The sequence below is a fragment of the [Haemophilus] ducreyi genome, from assembly GCF_900109315.1.
GTDB classification, from domain to species: domain Bacteria; phylum Pseudomonadota; class Gammaproteobacteria; order Enterobacterales; family Pasteurellaceae; genus Haemophilus_B; species Haemophilus_B ducreyi.
This window is the reverse complement of record NZ_FOJC01000007.1, coordinates 89,065-106,257: the sequence shown is the minus strand read 5'-3', so window position 1 is coordinate 106,257 and position 17,193 is coordinate 89,065. Positions and strand designations below refer to the sequence as shown.

Genomic DNA, 17,193 nt, shown 5'->3' with positions numbered 1-17,193 from the left:
CCCTATACATTATCCCAATCCGAGCCGAATTGGGCGTTTAAATCGTCTATTTCGGCAGGATTGTAGAAAAAAACCTGCTCATTTTTGACCGCACTTGTATGCTTGGCTGGCAATGGAATATAGTCAATTTCACCACCGGTCATATAACTTGCTCTAACAGCCATACAGTACGCTACCGCCGAGTCGCCATGGCGTTTGCCTGATTTGCCTTGATTGCGAGATTTATCAATTTTTGGTACGCCGTTGATTACGACAATATGCCCTTGGTCTAAGATAGTTTCTTCATCTTTGGGAATACGGATTAAATCCGACTCGTAAAGTGCTTTATATTTTGGCATCCATTCCCAATACCATTTGTCATTAAGCATTACGGTTTCCACCATTGATGAGCCATAACGCAACAAGGCACTTTCTGCTAAATAACCGCCATTACCGGTAGCGTCAAATGCTGCCCCGATAAAACGGGGGAGTTTGGGTAAAAGAAACAGCATAATTTGCTTTTGCTGGTCGTAAGGGCAGTTACGAATTTCAAGGGTTAATTCAATATGGCGAGCGGTATTAGGCAAACAGGCACAAATACTAAATACACTCAAGTCGCCACTTCGTGCAAAGTCCACCCCAAAACTATGCCGATAATCTTTATTTAAGTTTTCAAGATGTGGCAAAACGTCTTTCAATAACCATTCCGTGGTCATCACAACACGTTCGTCTTCTGAATAAGTGATAAACTTATCATTGCATTCAAAGCGTAAAATCACCTTGCTTTCATCGGCTGCACGGTCAATCAAAGGGCGGGGGATATAGCCACCCGAGCTTTTCTTCGGCACACAGTAATATTCCTCCAGTGCGTCTTCTTCGCTTGCGGTATCTCGCAATAAATCATGTTTCCACGCCTCTTCTTTGGCTGGAGTCCATTCTTGCTTGCTTACTTAGCAAATGCGTTGATACAAGCCTTCACGACACGCATCATCGAGCGTAATGGTATGGATAGAGTAGCGTTTTCGCCCTGCACGGCTATCTAAAATCAGCTGATTAAATAGATTATCCACGCCATTATGGGTAGATATTAATCGCACTTTCGCACCCCACATTGTAAGAGCCAACGCCGCTTTTAAGACTTCGGCTAATTTTTCGTGGAAAGCGGCTTCATCAATACAAACCACCCCTTGCATACCACGTAAGTTCTTAGGGTTAGATGATAGTGCTTTAATTTTGAAACCTGAAGCAAAGTAGATAACGTAAGTTAAAATATCCTTATCTTCATCTTCGAAAATTTCTTCTTGAATTTGACCGGTTGCACGGTTGAATTTACTTGCCCACATTGCACAGGCGTCAATAAACTCACGTGCCATCTCTTTATTTGAACCGATGTAAAACACATCTGAGCCACCATCGGCTTTATTTCGGCTCGCAATCAACACATCATCCGCTGCCTCTGCCCACGTTAAACCCGTACGGCGAGATTTTTCGGCAATTTTGAGCTGGCTGTCATCAGCAATCCAACGTTTTTGATAACCGAGCAGCAATTCGTTAGGGTCAAAAGGGATAAAATCTGGTAATCTCATTACGCAATTCCTAAAATTTCGGCTTTAAGTTGATCTACGGTAGATTTAGATATACCCGCTTGCACAACCACTTTTTCAGCGGCTTCTGCTGCCTGTTGAGCCACCTCTTTGCGAATTTTTCGTTCACGTTCATAGCTTAAAGAAGCTGCGGCTTCTAATCGCTGTACTGTTACCGCAAGCATGGCTAATTCTTTCGGCTCTGCAATGCCGTTTTCCGCATATTGGGATGACATTTCAAAGGCAAGGTGTTTGACCAATTCAATCACCGTTTTACCAATATCAGATTGGGGCATTTCGCCAAATTGTTTCGTCCAGATTTCAGCCACTTCTCGGGCTTGACGAATTTTAACCCCGACTTTTTCCATTCGACTGGCATAACGATTTAAGCCCGTTTTGCTTAATTTCATTGCATCGGGTAGCCCGCAATCACGGATCAAGTCGTTAATTTCTTCTAAAATTTCAGCTTGGGAGAATTGCTTATCACGCAACATCATCGCAAGCTGAGTTTTGATATTCGGTGGGAGTAAATCGACTTTACTGGCACGTCCACGGGTTGTTTTTTCTGCCATTTAAACGCTCCTTAAATTTTGTTTAACAATCGTTTAAATCTTCGGGCGAGGACGTTTAACACCATCCACAAAGGCTTCGCCATTGGCAACATCTAACCCTCGCTGAGTGATTTTTGCGACCATAAAGTGACCTGATAAACGTTCAATTTGTACCAGTCCTTGTTCTTCCAGCCAATTTAAGTGATTGCGAACAAGATCTCGACTAATCTTATGCCCATAAAGTGCCAGGCAATCATCTAAAATACTTTCATTAGCGTCATAACCTGCGTCAGCTAAAGAGCGTAAAATAACTAAGCGTTGGTCTTGTGTTAATACTTCTTTAAGCATTTTTATTATTCCTTCAGTTTTGCTTCTAATAACAGCCCCAACTGGTGGCTTACGGCATCCATTTGTCGGCTGGTGGCTTTGGTGTCGCCCTTGACATCTGTGACCAGCGTTTTTAGACGTTCCACATCCACCGCTGTGGGTAAGTTTTCCACTTGCTTTTCGAGCATAGCAATACGGCTGTCGTGATTTTTAGCCACTTCCAGCAATTGCCCAACATCGTTTTTTTTCGCATATTTGCTGTCAAGCTTCAGCCAAAAAGTGCCTGCAACCACAGCAGCCACCGTGGAAATCACCCCAAAATTGGCACGCACAAATTCAAACAAATCATTCATCATCGTCCTGCCTCCCAGTCCTCTTGGCAACTGATACAGCGGTGTGCCATTGGCTCTACACGTAAACGTGCCGTAGGAATCGGTAAACCACATTCGCTACATTGACGGCCTGCTTGTGCAATGGCTTCGATTTCATCATCAGAGAGCGCCGTGTCTAAGTGTGGCGCAAGTTGCATTTCTAAAATCTGCTCTTCACGTTCAGAAATGCGGTCAAATAAATCAGGCATTACTTATCCTTTTGTGCTGCGTCTTTGCAGATTTGGCGATAGGTGGTGTTATGCACAAGGATCTGCGCTAACGTTTCGGTGGTGTCTTTACGACTTGCTTTAATAATACCAAAGCCTGCACAAGACGTATTAGTCACGTAGGTCTTTGTTGGCGTGCAAGCGCTCAATAACCCCGTCACGGCTAGTGCTACTAATGTTTTCTTCATTTTGTTTTCTCACTTCAAAATTCTTCACTTTGGTTTCAGCGACCACTTTAGCTGTTTTTAACTGTTCATTTTTCTGCAATAGCGCTTGATTTTTCTTTTTTTCTCGGCTGACTTGTACACTTTTAAATACGCCCCAGCCTCCAAGTAATGCCACCACCGATACAATAGCGGCAAGTTGAGTTGTAAACATTATTCTTCCTCCGTGTTGCTGTTGCGAGAACGCTGAAATGCGTTTACTGCGCCTTTTGTGGCAGCAGTGCCAACGCACGCAAATAAAAACGTGCTAAACAACTCTGGCACATACGATTTATCCATCCATACGCAAAACAGCATCACCACTAAAGCGGCTAAAAAACCAAAAAACTGGATGGTTGCCGTGGTCGATAAACGCCCGTCTGCGTTTGAAATTAGCTCTTTAATTGCCATTTTTTCCTAACTTTGTTTTCTCTAACGTACATTCATACACGTTATTCATCGAACTAAAATACCCAAAATCTTCACAATCTTGTGCTTTGCTTGTCACAGTGACTAAATAAGTTAATGCAGCAATCGCCACAAACATTGGTATATACCAAGGATCATCATAGCCAACTGACAAAATCAATGTCGCAACGATGCTTGCAATTAAAAGAAATACTGCAAAAACCATACTTATCCCTTAAATAAATGTTCTACGTTCACGACTTGCTCAGAATCAAGCCAAGACCATACGTCAAAACACGGACAGTCTTTTACCCATTCATTTGGGGTAATTGAGCCGTCGCCATTTAAATCGGGGGAGAGATCACGATGACCGCAGATTCGGGCATTAGGGTGTTTAGCTTCCAGTTCACGTAAAAGTTTGTGCAATGATTGCCACTGTGCTTTGGTATATTCAGCGTGATTTTTACTGCTTGCAGTAACACCACCGATTAAGCAAATACCTACAGAATTGCTGTTATGACCTTTGACGTGCGCCCCGATTTCGCCCACTTGGCGACCGGTTTCAATCTTGCCGTCGATGTCAATCACAAAGTGGTAACCAAGGCTAGTTAAATGTGAGTTAAAGGCTTTGATTGCACTTGTTGTGCGCTTAAAACCACGCTGTTTGTGCCAGCCGTCGAGAACTTGCGCAGACGTTTTATCCGCTTGTTTTAGTGATTTACCGTTTTGCGTTGCCGAGCAATGCACTACGATTTTGAAAATAGGCAAGGACATAAAAAAACTCCAACTATCAATTTTGTGTTGATAGTTGGAGTTTAATCTGTTGTAAGATTAGTTAAGTTTGCGACATATCAGTTCAAAGTTAGAATAAATCCGGTTGATGTCGCTTTCTTTGTAATGCACGTTGTTGGCGTAAGATCGCATAAATTGTTGTTTGAGACAATCGGTATTTTCTAATCAGTTCCGGAATATTTTTGCCATCAAACTCTTGATAAACTTGTACATCGCGTAATGCTTCTTTGATTTTATCGCCTGCCGGCAGATAAAACGACTTGCCACCAAAGTAATGTGCTATAACGCCGGCAAGTTTGCAAGCGGTCAATTTTGCATTATCTTCTGCAAATTTTTGACGAATAAGTTCTGCTTGCATCACATCAATTACTTCCGCTAACAACTGCGGCCAGCGATTCTGTACTTCACTTTCTGGGATATTATCTAAATTATCAAATAACGCCCCGATTTCCGCATGCTCATCATCAAAAAGTTCTGCTTGTCCTTTCTGCATAAAAAAATGCCTCAAAATCCATCAACTCATGGAACAAATTATAGTAATTTGTTGTGCAATAGAGTGAAAAATTTTAAGGCGATACGAGTTTAATGATTTATATATCATTGATATATATGATAAAAAAGGCTATTTTAGTAATTTTTAATTGCTTATTATTTAATCGGCTTATCTGTTGTTATATTTCAACCAAATTTGATAATCTGGGCTATTTTTAACAAAATCTTCTCGCCCTAAATCAACAAATCGTTGCACATATAACACCGCATTTCTAATTTGTTCTTCTTCAGCCTGTTGCGCTTTAACTTCTTCGCTCTGATGTTTACCTGTTCTCACTACCGCAAAATGCGGCTTTTGCGTTTCATAGACCGATTTTAAATAGTTATGATTAGTAAGCGGTTCGATTTTTTGCCCTGTTTGCAATGCTTGCTGGCGTTTTTTGCGGATACTTGCCACCGTTTCAGAGAGTGCGTGCGCCAGTAATAACGAACAAGAGTAAAGCGCCAAGACTTCATTCACAATTTTCAACGCTCGGGCGTTGTTAAGGTTGCTTTTGGTGGGTTTAAACAAGCCTAAATAAGCGACCATTGGTTGAGCAGTGCCGTGTGTCAGTTGGCTAATTTTACCAAGCAGTTCTCGTCCTGCATCATCTTCGATTAAGCCTTCTAAGTGAATATCGCTGTGGCAAATCGGGCATCTACAGAGTTTCATTGTAAGCCTCCACCATTAAATCGTAATCTTTACCCACTAACAGTAGCCCTTTTTCTTCTAATGTTTTTTTCATTACTCGAATGTGCCATTGTTTCAAGATTTCAAGAATTCTGCTTGCGTCATTTGCGTCTAACGCACCGACATTTAGCACTAATACCGTGCGGTTTTTATTGATGATTTTACGCACATACGCATTTAAAGCTTGCTCACTTGAATCTTTTAAAAAACCATGTTTACCCATACTGATCCAAACCGCTCTAATTTTGTGCGCTATCTCACTTTTTACTGGGGTTTCACCGGTAGCAGGGCTATAGGCGGTCGGTTTTTTCGTTTTTTTAGCAAACCATTTTACTTTTGCGCCTTTCTTTTGCAGTTCGTGTAACACTTTGTGTAGTTCTACGATAGTGCATTTTGTTGAGCTTTCTTTATTTGTTAATCGTTTAAGTATCTCACGATAGCTTGAGTCATCCACATTCAACTGACTTTTAGCTATGTGAATAAGTTGAATAAGTTTAGCCTTGTCGGTCATGCGTTATTCCTCATCATCAAAATAGATTTCTTCAGTATCTACGTACAATCTATATTGAATTGTTGCTTTATGTAGTTCCCATTCTTCATCACCGTATTTTCTTACAATGAGATACACATAATCATCTTCATCCCACATTTCCCAATTGTTATATCTCGCTTCAAGAATTTTTTGTGCAATCTCTTCTAACGAAGTGCTTATGTGGTAAGAAAAGAATGTCCATTCTCTTTTATCAGCTACGATTTCTAAGCACTTATCTTTTGTTGGTTCGTCGTCTTCAAAAACCGCTATATATTCATATAATTCTACTTTCATATTTCACTCCTATTTTTAAGAAAATAATGTACTTACTTCGTAGGTGGTTTTGGCAAATATTGCCAGTGGGTTACTTTGTAACATTCTCCATTTTCACTGTAGAATCGATTTCCAGTTATCATATAACCAATAAATTGATGCGGAATATCGTATTCTTCCTCTAACCCATACAATAAACAATCGCCTGTTTTCTCAAAAAATTCATAAATTGGGTTAATTTCTGGTAATGTATCTGTAACCGATATCCAGTTACTATTTTCTTGTTCTAACCATTGCATAACAGCTCCTTTATAAGATTTATTCTTTCGTAATATCCTTTCCAGCCCACCGCAAAAATGACTTAATTGATACGGTTTTTAGCGTAGCAACAATGCTGCAACTACATTTATTTCTACGTTCTTTTACTTCGCAATAAGTTACTAAGCCATCATCAGGATAAATCTTAAATATTTCTCTTTTTCCGAGTAAACTTTTGGTGATTTTCCCTGTTTTAGCGATGTATTTATGACCTTCGATTAAATCAGTTTCTTTTAACATTGTTAGCTCCTAATATTTTGCTAATACCATTCTCACTTTTGGCAACTGGTTTTGTGCATTGCCAATAAAGATTGCAGCGTGGGTAAATTCGTTTTTCCGAAGTGATTTTTGTGCTTGTTGAAGCTGTATAATTACTTCGTTTAGCTGGGTTTCTAACTCGGTTTTGCGTGAATCGGTCATCATAATTCATCCTTAAAATGGTTTATCTCGCATACGTTCGCAAAATGCTTGTCGTTGTTCTGTCCATTGAATATTGTTTCCTTTAGCTGACAGTCTGGCGACTTCCCATTTGAAGGCGGCTTCGGCATAATTGCCCTGCGCTTCTAGCTTTGCAGCCCCTTCTGAATAGTATTTGTAGCGGTCAAATTTTGGTGTACTCATAATGTTCTCCCGTGGTTTAAAACTTATTATGAACGCCCCTTAAAATTAGGTTTAAAGAGCGTTTAAATAGGCTTTAATCTTTTTGACCGTCATATTTTTGCTCTAACGCCATAAGTACCGCTCTTTGTAACCAATCAAGTTCCACAGGATTTTCGTATGCATACTTGATTTCGTGTAATGTTTCACGCTCTTGATCTGATATGCAGTACACTTGTAATAACTTCTCGGCTCTGTCATATTCGCCTTTTGTCGGTTTCCACATTATGCCGTCTCCTGCTCAAATGGTTTAATCACAAAATCTTCTACACCTTGCTTAATCGTAACCCCAGCAATCCCTTTTGCCACTTCAGGCTCAAGGAGTAGGGCTTCTTTGTTGATCTCTTTTTTGGTACGAATAAAGCGGTCAAATCCCATACGTTGCATAAACTCAAGCACAGCATCCGCTCCACGAATTGCCACCGACGGTGGACGTTGTCGCCATTGCACCTCACCTATCACAAAATTTGCTGTTTTACTTTTGCCGTTCTCAGTCAATTCATCTCGGTTTGCTTCACAGTATTCCTGCACTGCCTTTCGCAAAGGTTCGATTTCAGCTTGTAAACGCTTCAATTCTGGGGCGTAACGCTCGCTTGTTTCGGCGATTAAGTCATTCATTTCTGTGCTGAGGCGAGTATGCTCACGGCTTAAATCGCCAATTTCCTTAATTGCACTTTGTACTTGTTCTTCAGTAGTAAAACGCAACTTTGCGGGTTGTTTTACGCGTGTTTTAGTGGGTTGTTTTGCCATTTTTTATCCTTTATTCGTTATCAAATAATCCCATTGCTTCTGCCATATTCAACATGGCTTCGTACGTAACCAAACAAGATTTATCTTTTCCCTTAACCTTAATTTGCACACCAATTCCAATTCTTTCGCAAACTTCCACTTTAAAAGTTCTTCCGTGTAATTCTGTTGTTGCATTGCAAATATGTTTACTTATTGCGATTGGCAATTTTTCATACATTACCCCCAATTCTGTAAGCTGATTCTTACACTCTTCTTTTGTGATTTGCTCACTCATTTTTTACCTCCTAATGCTTCCAAAGCATGGATAAATTCGCTTGCTTCAACGGTGTTATCAAACACTCGTGCGGACTGTGCTAACACGAAGAAATAACGGTTTGATTTGTCTATTTTTTGCATTCTTACGCACCAATCACCTGCATCAGTGGTATCGATTACCGCATATTCATTACCGTCTTCAATGTCATCCCATAAAAGCGGTGGTGTAACGGCAAATTTGCCTATAATGACTTGTTCTGTCATGGTGTTCTCCTATTAGTTAATTGATTGTTTCCAACACACCCGAATGCCCTCAAGCATGGTGTAGTAGCCTTCCCATCTGCCTAAATCCTCACTTTTACCGAAGCTATAGCGATAGGCTTTGTTCTCTGATATAAGAATTTCAGCAATATGTTTGTTATTACCAACTTCCACTTCAATGCGTGGTTTAATACGAGTAAAATCAATGTTTAACACCGTAAAACCAAGGCTATTAAGGCGGATAATTGCTTTTTGAGTCTGTTTTAAAAATCTGCACGCCACTTGGTTTGTGCGGTTAATATTGTGGTTTGGTTTTAATGCTTTCATTGTTAATCTCCTTTCCCTAGTAACTCTTGGCGAGCTTGGATGATTAAATCTGCAGTAATTAACTTACCTGATCCTTTCGCTACCATGCCTGCAAGGCGTAGTGTTTGAGTTAAGATACGTAAGCCGCCACCGGTTTCGGTAATTGATTGCATGACTTTAAGTGCATCGCTGTCGTCGTCTAATCCCCATGCTTGAGCTACGGCTTTCGTGTCTGCTTGTTTCGTGCGTTGGATGCTTGTATTTTTCGCCACACGGCTCCAAAGTCGGGCATATTCGTGGTGAGGGCTAATACCGCCTTTCATTCGTGTGTACACTTTGTCGTTACCGACTAATACTAAGCCGATATTGGCTTCTTCCTGCATAATGCGTAACTCTTCGAGTGCTTCGTATGGCAAGTGATCCGCTTCATCAATAATCAGTAAGCCCTCTGTGCCGTTAATCTTGCGAGCGATTAAGCGTGATAACGTGCCCTTGCGACGTGGTGCGTCTGAAATACCTAGCTCAAGAGCGATTTCGTATAAAATCTCACTTAGGCTTGAGCGGCTTGGGCTTGCCGTAACTAGCCAAACGTTGGCACGACCTCTTTTAAATTCCTGAATCGCTTTCGTTTTACCTACACCGCTCATGCCGTAAACGGTCGCCATGCAGTTAGCAATTTGGGCAAATTCAAGGGTTTTAAAAATCTGTTTTGCTGTTGCGGTTTCAATAAACGCCGGTGCTTCTACAAACTCACGTGCTTGCACTTCTTTTTTCTCAAAGTAAGCGGTTAATTTTGCTTCTAAATTTGCAATATCTCCCTGATAATTACCGTTGAGATAGGCCGATAATGCGCCTGCATTAATGCCTGCTTCTTTTGCCAGTTTTGCCTGTGAGCCGTTGGTCTCGGCGATGTGTTGTTTGATTTTGTTGATTAATTCCATGTTTAAACTCCATTTAAATGTTCGTTTAAATGTTTAAATACAGTTTAAAGCGTTGTATTTACTTGCTTTTCATCGCAACCGCTTTCATAAATGCCTGTTCAAATTCGCTAATGTCTTCTTCCTCTTCTTCAACCGCTTGCACCGTTTGTACTTTGCGCATGACGTTGCCGTCTTTGATTGCCATTTCGATGATGTTCGGCTGAAGTTTCGGTTCTTCTTTTACTTCAGGCTGGAATTGCGCCACTTCGTTGGCTTCCATCAATTCCATATCTTTCGCAATACGTTTCATATTTTTAACGATACGTTCACGTAAGCGTTTTTGTGTACGTGCTGCTTCAGTATCGCCAAAGCCTTTTGCTTGATTACATTGCGCTTCTGCCAAAAACACGCCGTCTAAGCTGTACACATACACGGTTTCGTGGAGTTTCTCGGGGTCAAACCGCACCACCACTTCTTTGTGATGTGTGCCACGCAAACTTTCTGCAAAGTAGCTATTGGTTCTGCCGTACAACTTGCCACCGGCGTTGAGCGTGAACTCGCCATTTTTGGTTAAGCGTTGTTTTTCGCTGGTTAGCATTAACATTCTTAACTGCTCAGGGCTGGCTTTTCGTACGGTGGCTTGGGCGTAATCTCTTGCAAACACTTGGTCAAAGCTGAAAATTCCTTGGCAAATTTCGGTGTTTCGCCCCTCTCGGGTATTGAAGATTTCTACGCCTCTGGCAAGTGCTTGCATAAAGGTTTCGTAATCCACACCGTCTTTACCGCCGTTATAGTTATCAGGCTTGTCATACACATTCGCACCAGCGTAAAACCCTGCTAAGGCTGGGTCTTTATCAACTAATTCGCCCACACCACCGTGACTAAATGCACGTTCAATCGGCTTGGCTTGCCCGTGACCTGTGCCGGCGATTACGCTCGTCCAGTGCAACTGAATACTGAGTAGAGGAATAATCCCTTTTGGGTCATCAGGCTTCACTTTGAAGCGGTAGCGGTTTGGCACACCGCCTGTCATCCATTTATTCGCTGCTGCTCGGGTGTTATCTATCGTGATATGGCGTGGTATGCCATATTTGTAGATAACATCCATGAGTGCATAGCGTATGCTGTCTGTGTTTTCGCTAATATCGCAGCGATAACCCAAAATTTTTCTTGTGCGAATGTCTTGCCAAAACCACGTTTTAGGTCGAACAATTTCGCCGTTTTTCCACCGCACAAATACGTTGTGCTGATAACCGTCCCCGTTAATCCATTCCATTGCTTGAATATCTGCCACGGTTCGTTTCAAACTTGGCACTAATTGGGTGAGTGCATATTCTCCCTCTCGTTTTAACACTCGTACTTCATACGGCACATCACGTTCTAATTTGCGTTGCACCGTTTGCTAGCTTGGAATTTGCCAACCCATTTCTTGTGCTGAACGTTTAAGGCGTTCATAACAAGCAGCAAGTGTGGGTTTTTCCGGTCTGAGATAATCCGCCAAAAACACGTCCCAAGCTTCTAAATCAAATTCGGCTTTTAAGTGTTCCTTTGCCGTTTTGCCACTGCGTGTAAGCAAGACTGCAAGCCAGTCAGACTGCTCAAAGTTGCGTACTTTGTAATACCAATTTTTTAAAGAACCGATAGAAACTGCTTGGGCGTTTGCCACAATCTCGAGAGCTTCCATTAATGGAGTTTTCTCTCTCACTAAGTTTTCAACCGCCACGCAAGCGTGGTATTTAGTTTCCGCTTTGCTTTTCTGTTTTGCGGTTGCTTTATCAAACGGCTGCCATAAAGCTTCTTTTACATAACGTTCGGCTTTGCCTTTTTCAGCTTTATCCGTCACGTTTATTTCTGTTTTTAGGCTCTTCGCATATTGAATTTTGAGGGCCTGTTGGGTTTCAGGGGGAAGGCTGGTGAGGAGGTATTCGTATGCTTTGCCCTGTTTCCCTTCTTGCTGTTTCTTTTTCCATAGTTCCTGTCTGGCTTTTTTATTTACGCCTTGTGGAGAACTTGGCATTCCTGCTAAACCAGCTAGATCAGTAGCTGAGAACCATTCGTTCATAAAGCTCTCCTATTCGTAACGAGAAGGCCAAATCTCCTGTGGCGTTTTGCCAATTGCCTTTGCGATGATTTGCTCGCCTTTTGGATATTTCCGTTCTAATGCGTTATTCAGTGTTCTCGGATGTAACCCTGCTTCTGTTGATAGCCTTGCAAGAGTTGTTCCAGCCTTTCTTACTGACGCAACAATATCTGCTCGATGCATATCTTGATTTTTATTGCTCGTTGTCATTATGTGTTATCCTTATGTAGAAGAATTATTCTTTAGAAACTTTGGAAACTATACACTCAAATTTTCATAACCTCATTGTGAATATGTTTAAAATCAATAAGTTAGAGAATAATTATTTTTTAGAAACTGAGTTTCTGAAAAGGTTGATTTATGAGAAACTTTAAAGAATGGTTTTCAGCCAATGAACTGATAGGATGTGAAGGACTTCCAAATAGTCCGCAAGGGATAAATAAGAAAGCGAGAACGCAACAATGGAAGAAAAGAAATAAGGACGGGGTACAAGGAGGAGCTGTTAAATACCACTACACATCATTGCCAAAAGACGTACAGCAAGCATTAGGCTTTGATTTAAGCGTGGATAACCCCACGCCATCTATTCCAACGCTCACCGCCGTACAAAACGCAGATAGCTTAGAGCGTGTGCCGTTCTACAATATTACGGATTCAGCGGGCTTTACTGCGATTAGTGAGGGGACGTATGCACCAGATGATTACATAGGGCTAAGCAAGCGCTGGCTTAATTTACGGGGCTTTTATTTGAACCAGTTAGCTTTTATTACCGCTTCGGGCGATTCTATGTATCCTACGATCTATGATGGGGATATGCTTTTAGTAAATCTTGGCGCAAAGCAACCAAAGGACGGCAAGATCTATGTGTTAAGACAAGGCGAACAACTGTGGGTTAAACGTGTGCAGGGCATTATTAACGGTATTCGGCTAATTAGTGATAACAAAGAGATTTACAGCCCTGTTGATGTGATATTTAATGATGGCTTAGATTTCGAAGTTATTGGGCAGGTTGTCTATATTGGGCATGATTTAATTTAAATGGCATTTAAAGCCTTTTAAATGGTAGATGTGCATTTCGTTGTTTTAATGTGCAATTTCGCCATTTCAGCAAAATTTTTCGCAATTCATTATTTCTGCTTTTCTTTGAGTAAAAATAAAGGGGCTTTCATCACGAAGCCCCTATTTTCAATGGTTCACGTCCCACTTCTTCCCGTTTTTTCCCGCCAATTCCCTATATTTCTTTATTTCTTAATATTAATGGTTTTATACAATCAGAACATAACATTGATGATGTGCTAATTGTTGCACTTTTCCAACAAGTTGGCTGGAAATTCCTTGAAAATCGCCATAATCCAACCGCCTTTGAGCCAGCGCCTACCGCTAATCAAATAACAAACGAAGATCCAAAATCAAGTGTTGTACACAATACAAAAACACATGAAACAGCGGTCTATACTATAGAAGTAGAAGGTAAAACGTTTGTCGTTAAAGTAAGTGAAGGCGGGGATATTACTCAAATTACCCCCACAACACAGGCTAATCATACAACTGCGACTGAGCCACCCTCCGCCCAAAGCTCAGAACCTGTAACCGCGCCAATGGCTGGCAATATCCTCAAAGTAGCGGTCACGGAAGGCCAACAAGTTGCAGAAGGTGAAGTATTACTCATTCTTGAAGCGATGAAAATGGAAACGCAAATTTGCGCAGCTCACGCCGGCATTGTACAAACAATTACCGTGAAGCAAGGTGATGTTGTTGCCGTTGATCAAGTATTAATGAACCTAGCATAATAGGAGTACTTATGGAAAGTATCATTGCGCTATTTCAAGGCATGGGAATTATGCATATCACGCTAGGGCAAGTGATTATGATCATTGTCAGCCTCATATTACTTTGGCTGGCAATTGCTCGCCGTTTTGAACCGCTATTACTCTTCCCCATCGGCTTTGGTGGCTTACTATCCAATATTCCGGAAGCCGGGCTTGCAATGACCGCATTAGATCATTTACTGCACTATGCTCACACCGAACAACTCACCATCATTGCGGAAAAGGTAAATAGTAGCTCACTTGATGTGCACACGATTAAACAAGCCATCGCATTCGCTCCACCATCAGTTCAAAACGAATTAGAAGTGATTGCCAGTGATTTGGGATATAACGCAGGAATACTTGCACTGTTTTATAAAGTTGCTATTGGCTATGGCGTAGCTCCGCTCATCATTTTTATGGGAGTAGGCGCAATGACTGATTTTGGTCCCTTGCTAGCCAACCCACGCACATTATTACTTGGTGCCGCAGCACAATTTGGTATCTTTACAACAGTATTAGGCGCATTAGGATTAAATTGGTTAGGTATTATTGACTTCAGCCTACCACAAGCGGCTGCAATCGGCATTATTGGTGGTGCAGATGGCCCAACCGCTATTTACCTTGCTAGCAAACTCGCCCCTGAGCTATTAGGCGCCATTGCAGTAGCCGCCTATTCCTATATGGCGCTTGTTCCCTTAATCCAACCACCGATTATGAAAGCATTAACCACCGAACAAGAACGCAAAATTCGCATGGTGCAATTACGCACTGTCAGCACACGTGAGAAAATAGTCTTTCCGATCGTATTATTACTACTTGTTGCCTTATTATTACCGGATGCAGCACCATTACTTGGCATGTTCTGTTTTGGTAATCTCATGCGCGCCAGTGGCGTGGTAGAACGGCTGAATGAAGCCGCCCAAAACGCCTTAATCAATATTGTCACTATTTTCTTAGGCTTATCTGTAGGCGCCAAGTTAGTCGCTGATAAATTCCTACAGCCACAAACGCTCGGTATTCTACTACTAGGCATTGTTGCTTTTGCCATTGGCACGGCAAGCGGTGTGATTATGGCAAAAATAATGAATACATTTAGCAAACACAAAATTAATCCACTTATAGGATCAGCGGGTGTATCTGCCGTACCAATGGCTGCACGTGTATCGAATAAAATTGGCTTAGAAGCTGATAAACAAAACTTCTTATTAATGCACGCAATGGGGCCTAACGTAGCTGGCGTGATCAGCTCAGCGATTGCAGCAGGCATAATGTTAAAATATATCTCCACCATGATCTAAAATGGCTTAACTGTTAAGCGGTCTATTTCTCAACAAAATAGACCGCTTTTCTTTTACCTTTTTTAACCATTTCAGTATAAAATAACCGCTTTCTATTACCTAAAAGGACTTAATTTATGACATATCCAATTTGCCCAACGTGTAAAAGCGAAAACACCTATCACGACACTATTCAATTTGTTTGTCCTGATTGTGCCTATGAATGGGCGGGCGAAGAAATTAACACCGCCGATGAAGATCAACTAATCGTTAAAGACAGTAATGGCAACTTATTAGCCGATGGCGATAGCGTATTATTAATCAAAGATCTAAAATTAAAAAGCTCATCAGAAGTGTTAAAAAAAGGAACCAAATTTAAAGGTATCCGCTTAGTAGATGGCGACCACAATGTAGATTGTGGCAAAATTATGCTTAAATCAGAATTCCTCAAAAAAGCCTAACCCATCCTCTTATAGAAAGGCATTATCGTTACACAATGCCTTTCATCGACTTAACTTATCAATACAATAGATTTCATAAATTTACATTATTAACTAGAATGAGATTTTAATACTTTTAGTGATAAACACATTTTTAACTTTAGTTCCTTGTGGGGGATTTACCTATGAAAAAATATCTTCTTTCAGCATTAGCTGTTGGCGGTATTGGCTATTTTTCTTTAGTCGGCTATACATACTGGTTTGATACAGAACAAGCGCCCAAATTACTTGAAAAAGCAGCATTACCCGAATCACATCAAGCTGTCGCCAACATCATGTTTGAAAATGGCTGCCATTATTGCCATACGCCTGATGCAGAATTACCGGCTTACGCTAAATTACCTATCGCGAGTCAATTAATGGCACAAGACATCGAAAGAGGCATGCGCTTCTTCCGTTTCGACCGCCTACTTGACGGCATGAAAGATCCAAGCAAACTTTCTGAAGCTGACCTAGCGAAACTTGAACAAGTTATCCACAACGACGAAATGCCAATTGCCAAATATGTACATGTTCACTGGGGATCACGTCCTGACGAAACACAGAAAAAAGCCATTCTTGACTGGATTCACCAACAACGTAAAGCGCACTTCCTACCGAACGTAGAAAGTGCCAACGCAAACCGCCTTGTGCAACCGATTCCTGATCAACTAACCACGGATCCACACAAAGTTGCCTTAGGTGAAGCGCTTTATTTTGATGGCCGCTTATCTGGCGATGGTTCAATTCAATGTAATACCTGCCACCTACTCACTCAAGGTGGGGTAGATAATTTACCGGTTTCTGAAGGTATTGACGGCAAAAAAGGCGGGATTAATGCACCAAGCGTATTTAATGCTGCATTTAACAAATGGCAATTCTGGGATGGGCGAGCCAAAACATTAGCAGACCAAGCAGGTGGACCACCAACCAACCCTGTAGAAATGGGCTCAAAAACCTGGGATGAAATTTTAGCGCGCTTAGATCAAGATGAAGAATTTAAACAACGCTTCTTTGCCGTCTATCCTCACTTAACACAAGAGAGCGTAACTAACGCCATTGGTGAATTTGAGAAAACATTAATCACACCAAACAGCGCCTTTGACCGCTTCTTAAAAGGCGACCAAACCGCCTTAACAGATGTACAAAAACGTGGTTACGAACATTTCCAAAAAGCTAAATGTGACACCTGTCATACCGGCACGGCAATGGGTGGTCAATCCTTTGAATACTTAGGCTTATACGGCGATTACTTCAAAGATCGTGGCACACCATTAACTGAAGCAGATGAAGGCCGTTTTGCAGTAACCAAAGATCCAAGCGACAAACACCGCTTCAAAGTGCCTACATTACGTAACGTTGCCTTAACCGCACCTTATATGCACGATGCAAGCGCTAAAGACCTCAAAGAAGCGGTACGGATTATGGGACATTATCAAAGTAATAAAGACTTCTCAGAAACCGAATTAAACGAAATTGTCGCCTTCTTAGAATCGCTAACCGGCGAATACCAAGGTAAAACCCTAACTAACGAAAAAATGATCAAATAAAATCGTTAGTATACCCTAAAAAGCGGTGAAATATGCGGATTGTATCGCATATTCCACCGCT

At 41.4% G+C, this 17,193-nt stretch carries 29 protein-coding genes and 3 pseudogenes; 5 read left to right on the top strand and 27 right to left on the bottom strand.

Annotated features, from left to right (window positions below):
• Positions 1–2: 2 nt before the first annotated feature.
• From BMX01_RS06055 to BMX01_RS05935, 27 genes and pseudogenes are all read right to left on the bottom strand, one after another.
• A pseudogene (locus BMX01_RS06055) lies at positions 3–1,565 on the bottom strand (terminase large subunit domain-containing protein).
• A complete protein-coding gene (locus BMX01_RS06050) occupies positions 1,565–2,134 on the bottom strand; it encodes a DUF3486 family protein (protein ID WP_064083349.1) in 570 nt (189 codons plus the stop codon). The pseudogene BMX01_RS06055 and the gene BMX01_RS06050 overlap by 1 nt, the downstream one beginning before the upstream one ends.
• Positions 2,135–2,167: 33 nt before the next feature.
• Positions 2,168–2,461: a VpaChn25_0724 family phage protein gene (locus BMX01_RS06045; RefSeq protein ID WP_064082126.1), complete on the bottom strand. Its 294-nt coding sequence runs from the start codon at positions 2,459–2,461 to the stop codon at positions 2,168–2,170.
• Positions 2,462–2,466: 5 nt separating this feature from the next.
• A complete protein-coding gene (locus tag BMX01_RS06040) occupies positions 2,467–2,796 on the bottom strand; it encodes a DUF2730 domain-containing protein (protein WP_231087430.1) in 330 nt (109 codons plus the stop codon).
• Positions 2,793–3,020 (bottom strand): TraR/DksA family transcriptional regulator, encoded by a 228-nt coding sequence (locus tag BMX01_RS06035; RefSeq protein ID WP_064082127.1) that lies wholly within the window; start codon positions 3,018–3,020, stop codon positions 2,793–2,795. The genes BMX01_RS06040 and BMX01_RS06035 overlap by 4 nt, the downstream gene beginning before the upstream one ends.
• Positions 3,020–3,157, bottom strand: a complete 138-nt coding sequence (locus BMX01_RS06030) for a hypothetical protein (protein ID WP_200769377.1) — start codon at positions 3,155–3,157, stop codon at positions 3,020–3,022. Before BMX01_RS06030 ends, BMX01_RS06035 begins: the two co-directional genes overlap by 1 nt.
• Complete coding sequence (locus BMX01_RS06025) at positions 3,150–3,416, bottom strand: DUF2681 domain-containing protein (RefSeq protein ID WP_064082129.1); 267 nt, start codon at positions 3,414–3,416, stop codon at positions 3,150–3,152. The genes BMX01_RS06030 and BMX01_RS06025 overlap by 8 nt, the downstream gene beginning before the upstream one ends.
• Entirely contained in the window at positions 3,416–3,652 is a 237-nt protein-coding gene (locus tag BMX01_RS06020; protein ID WP_064082130.1) for a DUF2644 domain-containing protein, read from the bottom strand. The genes BMX01_RS06025 and BMX01_RS06020 overlap by 1 nt, the downstream gene beginning before the upstream one ends.
• A complete protein-coding gene (locus BMX01_RS06015) occupies positions 3,642–3,875 on the bottom strand; it encodes a hypothetical protein (protein WP_064082131.1) in 234 nt (77 codons plus the stop codon). Before BMX01_RS06015 ends, BMX01_RS06020 begins: the two co-directional genes overlap by 11 nt.
• A 2-nt stretch (positions 3,876–3,877) precedes the next feature.
• Complete coding sequence (locus tag BMX01_RS06010; RefSeq protein ID WP_064083350.1) at positions 3,878–4,423, bottom strand: N-acetylmuramoyl-L-alanine amidase; 546 nt, start codon at positions 4,421–4,423, stop codon at positions 3,878–3,880.
• A gap of 88 nt (positions 4,424–4,511) precedes the next feature.
• Positions 4,512–4,934 (bottom strand): Mor transcription activator family protein, encoded by a 423-nt coding sequence (locus tag BMX01_RS06005; RefSeq protein WP_064082133.1) that lies wholly within the window; start codon positions 4,932–4,934, stop codon positions 4,512–4,514.
• 168 nt (positions 4,935–5,102) lie between these two features.
• Entirely contained in the window at positions 5,103–5,645 is a 543-nt protein-coding gene (locus tag BMX01_RS06000) for a hypothetical protein (RefSeq protein WP_074647962.1), read from the bottom strand.
• Positions 5,632–6,174, bottom strand: coding sequence for a gp16 family protein (locus tag BMX01_RS05995; protein WP_074647960.1), 543 nt, complete (start codon positions 6,172–6,174; stop codon positions 5,632–5,634). Before BMX01_RS05995 ends, BMX01_RS06000 begins: the two co-directional genes overlap by 14 nt.
• A 3-nt stretch (positions 6,175–6,177) precedes the next feature.
• The gene (locus tag BMX01_RS05990; protein ID WP_064082136.1) at positions 6,178–6,489 is read right to left on the bottom strand and encodes a hypothetical protein; all 312 of its coding nucleotides are present in this window, start codon (positions 6,487–6,489) and stop codon (positions 6,178–6,180) included.
• A gap of 32 nt (positions 6,490–6,521) precedes the next feature.
• Positions 6,522–6,767 carry a DUF551 domain-containing protein gene (locus BMX01_RS05985; RefSeq protein ID WP_064082137.1) on the bottom strand — a complete coding sequence of 82 codons (246 nt, stop codon included), beginning with the start codon at positions 6,765–6,767 and terminating at the stop codon, positions 6,522–6,524.
• A gap of 19 nt (positions 6,768–6,786) precedes the next feature.
• Positions 6,787–7,026 (bottom strand): hypothetical protein, encoded by a 240-nt coding sequence (locus BMX01_RS05980; RefSeq protein WP_064082138.1) that lies wholly within the window; start codon positions 7,024–7,026, stop codon positions 6,787–6,789.
• Positions 7,027–7,035: 9 nt separating this feature from the next.
• Positions 7,036–7,209 carry a hypothetical protein gene (locus BMX01_RS07860; protein ID WP_169828941.1) on the bottom strand — a complete coding sequence of 58 codons (174 nt, stop codon included), beginning with the start codon at positions 7,207–7,209 and terminating at the stop codon, positions 7,036–7,038.
• Positions 7,210–7,218: 9 nt separating this feature from the next.
• Positions 7,219–7,407 carry an ANR family transcriptional regulator gene (locus BMX01_RS05975; RefSeq protein ID WP_064082139.1) on the bottom strand — a complete coding sequence of 63 codons (189 nt, stop codon included), beginning with the start codon at positions 7,405–7,407 and terminating at the stop codon, positions 7,219–7,221.
• 73 nt (positions 7,408–7,480) lie between these two features.
• Positions 7,481–7,669 (bottom strand): hypothetical protein, encoded by a 189-nt coding sequence (locus BMX01_RS05970; protein ID WP_064082140.1) that lies wholly within the window; start codon positions 7,667–7,669, stop codon positions 7,481–7,483.
• Positions 7,669–8,193, bottom strand: coding sequence for a host-nuclease inhibitor Gam family protein (locus tag BMX01_RS05965; protein ID WP_064082141.1), 525 nt, complete (start codon positions 8,191–8,193; stop codon positions 7,669–7,671). The genes BMX01_RS05970 and BMX01_RS05965 overlap by 1 nt, the downstream gene beginning before the upstream one ends.
• A 10-nt stretch (positions 8,194–8,203) precedes the next feature.
• On the bottom strand, positions 8,204–8,467 hold the full coding sequence (locus BMX01_RS05960; protein WP_064082142.1) for a hypothetical protein: 264 nt from the start codon (positions 8,465–8,467) through the stop codon (positions 8,204–8,206).
• Complete coding sequence (locus BMX01_RS05955; RefSeq protein WP_064082143.1) at positions 8,464–8,712, bottom strand: hypothetical protein; 249 nt, start codon at positions 8,710–8,712, stop codon at positions 8,464–8,466. The genes BMX01_RS05960 and BMX01_RS05955 overlap by 4 nt, the downstream gene beginning before the upstream one ends.
• A 12-nt stretch (positions 8,713–8,724) precedes the next feature.
• A complete protein-coding gene (locus BMX01_RS05950; RefSeq protein ID WP_064082144.1) occupies positions 8,725–9,036 on the bottom strand; it encodes a hypothetical protein in 312 nt (103 codons plus the stop codon).
• Positions 9,037–9,038: 2 nt separating this feature from the next.
• Positions 9,039–9,956, bottom strand: coding sequence for an AAA family ATPase (locus tag BMX01_RS05945; protein ID WP_064082145.1), 918 nt, complete (start codon positions 9,954–9,956; stop codon positions 9,039–9,041).
• Positions 9,957–10,014: 58 nt separating this feature from the next.
• The gene (locus BMX01_RS08010; protein ID WP_231087467.1) at positions 10,015–10,533 is read right to left on the bottom strand and encodes a Mu transposase C-terminal domain-containing protein; all 519 of its coding nucleotides are present in this window, start codon (positions 10,531–10,533) and stop codon (positions 10,015–10,017) included.
• A gap of 57 nt (positions 10,534–10,590) precedes the next feature.
• A pseudogene (locus BMX01_RS05940) lies at positions 10,591–11,997 on the bottom strand (transposase domain-containing protein); the annotation flags it as partial.
• Positions 11,998–12,006: 9 nt separating this feature from the next.
• On the bottom strand, positions 12,007–12,225 hold the full coding sequence (locus BMX01_RS05935) for a helix-turn-helix domain-containing protein (RefSeq protein ID WP_064082146.1): 219 nt from the start codon (positions 12,223–12,225) through the stop codon (positions 12,007–12,009).
• Positions 12,226–12,375: 150 nt separating this feature from the next.
• Here BMX01_RS05935 and BMX01_RS05930 point away from each other — a divergent pair, with 150 nt between their 5' ends.
• The 5 genes and pseudogenes from BMX01_RS05930 (at position 12,376) to BMX01_RS05910 (ending at position 17,132) form a co-directional block, all read left to right on the top strand.
• Entirely contained in the window at positions 12,376–13,053 is a 678-nt protein-coding gene (locus tag BMX01_RS05930; RefSeq protein WP_064083352.1) for a helix-turn-helix domain-containing protein, read from the top strand.
• Positions 13,054–13,274: 221 nt separating this feature from the next.
• Positions 13,275–13,805: pseudogene (locus tag BMX01_RS05925) on the top strand (biotin/lipoyl-containing protein); the annotation flags it as partial.
• Between the two features lie 11 nt (positions 13,806–13,816).
• Positions 13,817–15,124: a sodium ion-translocating decarboxylase subunit beta gene (locus BMX01_RS05920; protein ID WP_064082149.1), complete on the top strand. Its 1,308-nt coding sequence runs from the start codon at positions 13,817–13,819 to the stop codon at positions 15,122–15,124.
• 116 nt (positions 15,125–15,240) lie between these two features.
• Positions 15,241–15,564: a zinc ribbon domain-containing protein YjdM gene (locus tag BMX01_RS05915; RefSeq protein ID WP_074647957.1), complete on the top strand. Its 324-nt coding sequence runs from the start codon at positions 15,241–15,243 to the stop codon at positions 15,562–15,564.
• Positions 15,565–15,728: 164 nt separating this feature from the next.
• Complete coding sequence (locus tag BMX01_RS05910) at positions 15,729–17,132, top strand: cytochrome c peroxidase (protein WP_064082151.1); 1,404 nt, start codon at positions 15,729–15,731, stop codon at positions 17,130–17,132.
• Positions 17,133–17,193: the final 61 nt, after the last annotated feature.

Coding starts and splice junctions, on each gene's coding strand:
- BMX01_RS06050 (WP_064083349.1), bottom strand. CDS start 2,134: ATGGCAGAAAAAACAACCCGTGGACGTGCCAGTAAAGTCGATTTACTC.
- BMX01_RS06045 (WP_064082126.1), bottom strand. CDS start 2,461: ATGCTTAAAGAAGTATTAACACAAGACCAACGCTTAGTTATTTTACGC.
- BMX01_RS06040 (WP_231087430.1), bottom strand. CDS start 2,796: ATGATGAATGATTTGTTTGAATTTGTGCGTGCCAATTTTGGGGTGATT.
- BMX01_RS06035 (WP_064082127.1), bottom strand. CDS start 3,020: ATGCCTGATTTATTTGACCGCATTTCTGAACGTGAAGAGCAGATTTTA.
- BMX01_RS06025 (WP_064082129.1), bottom strand. CDS start 3,416: ATGTTTACAACTCAACTTGCCGCTATTGTATCGGTGGTGGCATTACTT.
- BMX01_RS06020 (WP_064082130.1), bottom strand. CDS start 3,652: ATGGCAATTAAAGAGCTAATTTCAAACGCAGACGGGCGTTTATCGACC.
- BMX01_RS06015 (WP_064082131.1), bottom strand. CDS start 3,875: ATGGTTTTTGCAGTATTTCTTTTAATTGCAAGCATCGTTGCGACATTG.
- BMX01_RS06010 (WP_064083350.1), bottom strand. CDS start 4,423: ATGTCCTTGCCTATTTTCAAAATCGTAGTGCATTGCTCGGCAACGCAA.
- BMX01_RS06005 (WP_064082133.1), bottom strand. CDS start 4,934: ATGCAGAAAGGACAAGCAGAACTTTTTGATGATGAGCATGCGGAAATC.
- BMX01_RS06000 (WP_074647962.1), bottom strand. CDS start 5,645: ATGAAACTCTGTAGATGCCCGATTTGCCACAGCGATATTCACTTAGAA.
- BMX01_RS05995 (WP_074647960.1), bottom strand. CDS start 6,174: ATGACCGACAAGGCTAAACTTATTCAACTTATTCACATAGCTAAAAGT.
- BMX01_RS05990 (WP_064082136.1), bottom strand. CDS start 6,489: ATGAAAGTAGAATTATATGAATATATAGCGGTTTTTGAAGACGACGAA.
- BMX01_RS05985 (WP_064082137.1), bottom strand. CDS start 6,767: ATGCAATGGTTAGAACAAGAAAATAGTAACTGGATATCGGTTACAGAT.
- BMX01_RS05980 (WP_064082138.1), bottom strand. CDS start 7,026: ATGTTAAAAGAAACTGATTTAATCGAAGGTCATAAATACATCGCTAAA.
- BMX01_RS07860 (WP_169828941.1), bottom strand. CDS start 7,209: ATGATGACCGATTCACGCAAAACCGAGTTAGAAACCCAGCTAAACGAA.
- BMX01_RS05975 (WP_064082139.1), bottom strand. CDS start 7,407: ATGAGTACACCAAAATTTGACCGCTACAAATACTATTCAGAAGGGGCT.
- BMX01_RS05970 (WP_064082140.1), bottom strand. CDS start 7,669: ATGTGGAAACCGACAAAAGGCGAATATGACAGAGCCGAGAAGTTATTA.
- BMX01_RS05965 (WP_064082141.1), bottom strand. CDS start 8,193: ATGGCAAAACAACCCACTAAAACACGCGTAAAACAACCCGCAAAGTTG.
- BMX01_RS05960 (WP_064082142.1), bottom strand. CDS start 8,467: ATGAGTGAGCAAATCACAAAAGAAGAGTGTAAGAATCAGCTTACAGAA.
- BMX01_RS05955 (WP_064082143.1), bottom strand. CDS start 8,712: ATGACAGAACAAGTCATTATAGGCAAATTTGCCGTTACACCACCGCTT.
- BMX01_RS05950 (WP_064082144.1), bottom strand. CDS start 9,036: ATGAAAGCATTAAAACCAAACCACAATATTAACCGCACAAACCAAGTG.
- BMX01_RS05945 (WP_064082145.1), bottom strand. CDS start 9,956: ATGGAATTAATCAACAAAATCAAACAACACATCGCCGAGACCAACGGC.
- BMX01_RS08010 (WP_231087467.1), bottom strand. CDS start 10,533: ATGCTAACCAGCGAAAAACAACGCTTAACCAAAAATGGCGAGTTCACG.
- BMX01_RS05935 (WP_064082146.1), bottom strand. CDS start 12,225: ATGACAACGAGCAATAAAAATCAAGATATGCATCGAGCAGATATTGTT.
- BMX01_RS05930 (WP_064083352.1), top strand. CDS start 12,376: ATGAGAAACTTTAAAGAATGGTTTTCAGCCAATGAACTGATAGGATGT.
- BMX01_RS05920 (WP_064082149.1), top strand. CDS start 13,817: ATGGAAAGTATCATTGCGCTATTTCAAGGCATGGGAATTATGCATATC.
- BMX01_RS05915 (WP_074647957.1), top strand. CDS start 15,241: ATGACATATCCAATTTGCCCAACGTGTAAAAGCGAAAACACCTATCAC.
- BMX01_RS05910 (WP_064082151.1), top strand. CDS start 15,729: ATGAAAAAATATCTTCTTTCAGCATTAGCTGTTGGCGGTATTGGCTAT.